The organism is Dietzia cercidiphylli (assembly GCF_014145145.1).
Classification (GTDB): domain Bacteria; phylum Actinomycetota; class Actinomycetes; order Mycobacteriales; family Mycobacteriaceae; genus Dietzia; species Dietzia natronolimnaea.
Genome location: NZ_JAALEA010000080.1, coordinates 1 through 2,848, shown reverse-complemented (window position 1 = coordinate 2,848; position 2,848 = coordinate 1). Strand labels below are relative to the sequence as shown.

General features: G+C 66.8%; 3 protein-coding genes. All 3 read right to left on the bottom strand.

Annotated elements, in window-relative coordinates; all coding sequences use genetic code 11:
• Nucleotides 1-27 precede the first annotated feature (27 nt).
• Genes pstB through pstC form a run of 3 tightly spaced genes read right to left on the bottom strand, consistent with a single transcriptional unit; the run spans nucleotide 28 to nucleotide 2,781 of the window.
• The gene (pstB, locus tag G6028_RS03650) at nucleotides 28-804 is read right to left on the bottom strand and encodes a phosphate ABC transporter ATP-binding protein PstB (RefSeq protein ID WP_179524626.1); all 777 of its coding nucleotides are present in this window, start codon (nucleotides 802-804) and stop codon (nucleotides 28-30) included.
• Between the two features lie 10 nt (nucleotides 805-814).
• Nucleotides 815-1,729: a phosphate ABC transporter permease PstA gene (pstA, locus tag G6028_RS03645; RefSeq protein ID WP_179524625.1), complete on the bottom strand. Its 915-nt coding sequence runs from the start codon at nucleotides 1,727-1,729 to the stop codon at nucleotides 815-817.
• Complete coding sequence (pstC, locus tag G6028_RS03640; RefSeq protein ID WP_182618104.1) at nucleotides 1,729-2,781, bottom strand: phosphate ABC transporter permease subunit PstC; 1,053 nt, start codon at nucleotides 2,779-2,781, stop codon at nucleotides 1,729-1,731. The genes pstA and pstC overlap by 1 nt, the downstream gene beginning before the upstream one ends.
• Between the last annotated feature and the right edge of the window lie 67 nt (nucleotides 2,782-2,848).

Sequence of the window (2,848 nt, the reverse complement as noted above, 5' to 3'; positions counted from 1 at the left end):
CCGGGGCGCTCGGCTGTATCCGGCGGCTCAGCCGAATCGGCCGGAGACGTAGTCCTCGGTCTGCTTGTGGTCCGGGTTCGAGAAGATCTTCTCCGTCGAGTTGACCTCCACCAGCTGGCCCGGCATGCCGGTGGCCTCGAGCGAGAAGAACGCGGTCTGATCGGACACGCGCGCCGCCTGCTGCATGTTGTGCGTCACGATCACGATGGTGAACTCGCTCTTGAGCTCGGCGATGAGGTCCTCCACCGCGAGGGTGGAGATGGGGTCGAGCGCGGAGCAGGGCTCGTCCATGAGCAGGACCTGGGGCTCGATGGCGATCGCGCGGGCGATACACAGGCGCTGCTGCTGACCGCCGGAGAGCCCCCCGCCCGGCTTGTCCAGTCGATCCTTGACCTCGTTCCACAGATTGGCGCCGCGCAGCGACTTCTCGGCCACCTCGTCCAGGGTCTTCTTGTTCCTGACGCCCTGGAGCCTGAGACCGGCGGTGACGTTCTCCTTGATCGACATCGTCGGGAACGGGTTGGGCCGCTGGAACACCATGCCGATGGTCCGTCGGACGGCGACGGGGTCCACCTTCTTGTCGTAGATGTCGACGCCGTCGAGCTTGATGGATCCCGTGGCGTACGCGCCCGCGATCTCCTCGTGCATACGGTTGAGCGAGCGGAGCACGGTGGACTTGCCGCAGCCGGACGGGCCGATGAACGCGGTCACCGAGCGCGGGGGGACGTGGAGGTCGACGTCCTTCACGGCGTGGAAGTCACCGTAGAAGATGTCGACGTTCTCGAGGTCGAGTCGCTTGGCCATGACAGGGTCCTTACTTGGTCTTCGGCGCGAGCGCCTTGGAGGCGAACGTGGCGAGGACGTTCGCCAGCGCGATGATGATGATCAGGGTGAGGGCGGCGCCCCAGATCCGGTACTGGCCGGCTTCCGTCGGGTTCGAGAGCTGGTTGAAGATCAGCAGCGGCAGCGAGGCCATGTTGCCCTCGAAGAGGCTGTAGTTGAAGCTCGCCGTGTACCCCACGAGGATCAGTACCGGGGCGGTCTCGCCCATCACCCGGGCGATCGAGAGGAACACCCCGGAGATCATGCCCGACAGCGCGGTCGGGACCACGATGCTGACGATGGTCTTCCACTTGGGCACGCCGAGCGCGTAGGACGCCTCACGGAGCTCGTCCGGGACGAGCTTGAGCATCTCCTCGGTGGAGCGCACGATCAGCGGCAGCATGAGCAACACCAGCGCCAGGCTCACCGCGAACGCGCTGAGCTGGAACCTCAGCACCGAGACCCAGACGCCGAAGATGAAGATGGCGGCCACGACCGAGGGCACGCCCGCGAGCACGTCGACCATGAAGGTGGTCGGCTTGGCCAGCCTCGACTCGGGGTACTCGACCAGCATGATGCCCGCCGCCACCCCCAGCGGGATCGAGATGACCGCGGCGATGATCGCCTGGACGAGGCTGCCGTAGATGGCGTGCCCCACACCGCCACCCATCGAGGACGGGGAGACGAGGAAGAACGAGTTCGTCCACCAGGTGGGGTTGATGACCGCGGGGATACCGGACTCGATCACCTTGTAGAGCAGCGCCACCAGCGGGATGACGGCCAGCACGAAGCACAGCGAGAAGATCACCGTCGCCGCCCTGTCCTTGATCCTGCGGCTGCCGGCGATCGGCAGGAACGTGTCCGACGGCTTGGCGGGCTTGGCGAGGTCGGGAGTTGCCTGGGTCATCAGCCGTTGACCTTTCCACCGGACACGGAGCGTGCGATGAGGTTGACGAAGAAGGTGAGGATGAAGAGCACGAGACCCGCCGCGATGTAGGCACCGGTCGGCAGCGGGTGGTTGAACTCGGCCGCGCCCGACGCGATCTTGGAGGCGAACGTGAAGCCGCCGTCGAAGAGCGACAGCGTGCCGGGGGCGCTCGCGGCCCGCAGGATGATGAGGACCGCGACGGTCTCGCCGAGCGCCCGGCCGAGCGCGAGCATGGAGCCCGCGATCATGCCGGACTTGGCGTAGGGGAAGCACGTCATCCGGATCTTCTCCCACTTGGTGGCGCCCAGGGCGAGGGCGGCCTCCTGGTGGAGCGAGGGGGTCTGGCGGATGGTCTCGCGCGACATCGAGGTGATGATCGGCAGGATCATGATCGCCAGGACCACCCCGGCGGTGAAGATGGTCCCGCCGCCGGCGATCGACACGTTGCCGTCGCCGAAGAGGAAGATCCATCCGAGGTTCTCGTTGAGCCACGTGGACAACGGGACCAACAACGGCCCGAGCACGATCAGGCCCCACATGCCGTAGATGATCGACGGGACCGCCGCGAGCAGGTCGATGAGCGCCGACAGCGACCTCGACAGCCGGGCCGGTGCGTACTGCACGAGGAACGTCGCGATGCCGATGGACACCGGAACGGCGAGGAACAACGCGAAGAGCGAGCTCAGCACGGTCACCCTGAACATGTCGAGGATGCCGAACCGCATGTTGTCCGGATCGCTCGTGTTCCACTCGGACGACGTGAGGAAGTTGACGTTGTTCGCCAGGAGGGAGGGCGTCGCCTGCATGACCAGGACGATCGCGATCAGGGCGATGAGAGCGACGATGACGGCGCCGGCCGCCACCGTGACGCCCCGGAACACCGCGTCCGCCTTCTGCGAGGACCGGCCCTCGAGGAGGTCGCCCTTGGCGCCCTTCTCCGTATCCGGCACCGACCCCGAGCTGCCGGGGAGCCCGCCGGACTGCCCGGTGTTCCGGTCGGCGTGGCGGTCGACGGATTCGTGAACTGTCATGGGACCTTCAGTCGCTCGGGGGATGAGATGGCCGGTCACCGGCTCGCCGCGATCAGCGGCGGGCCGG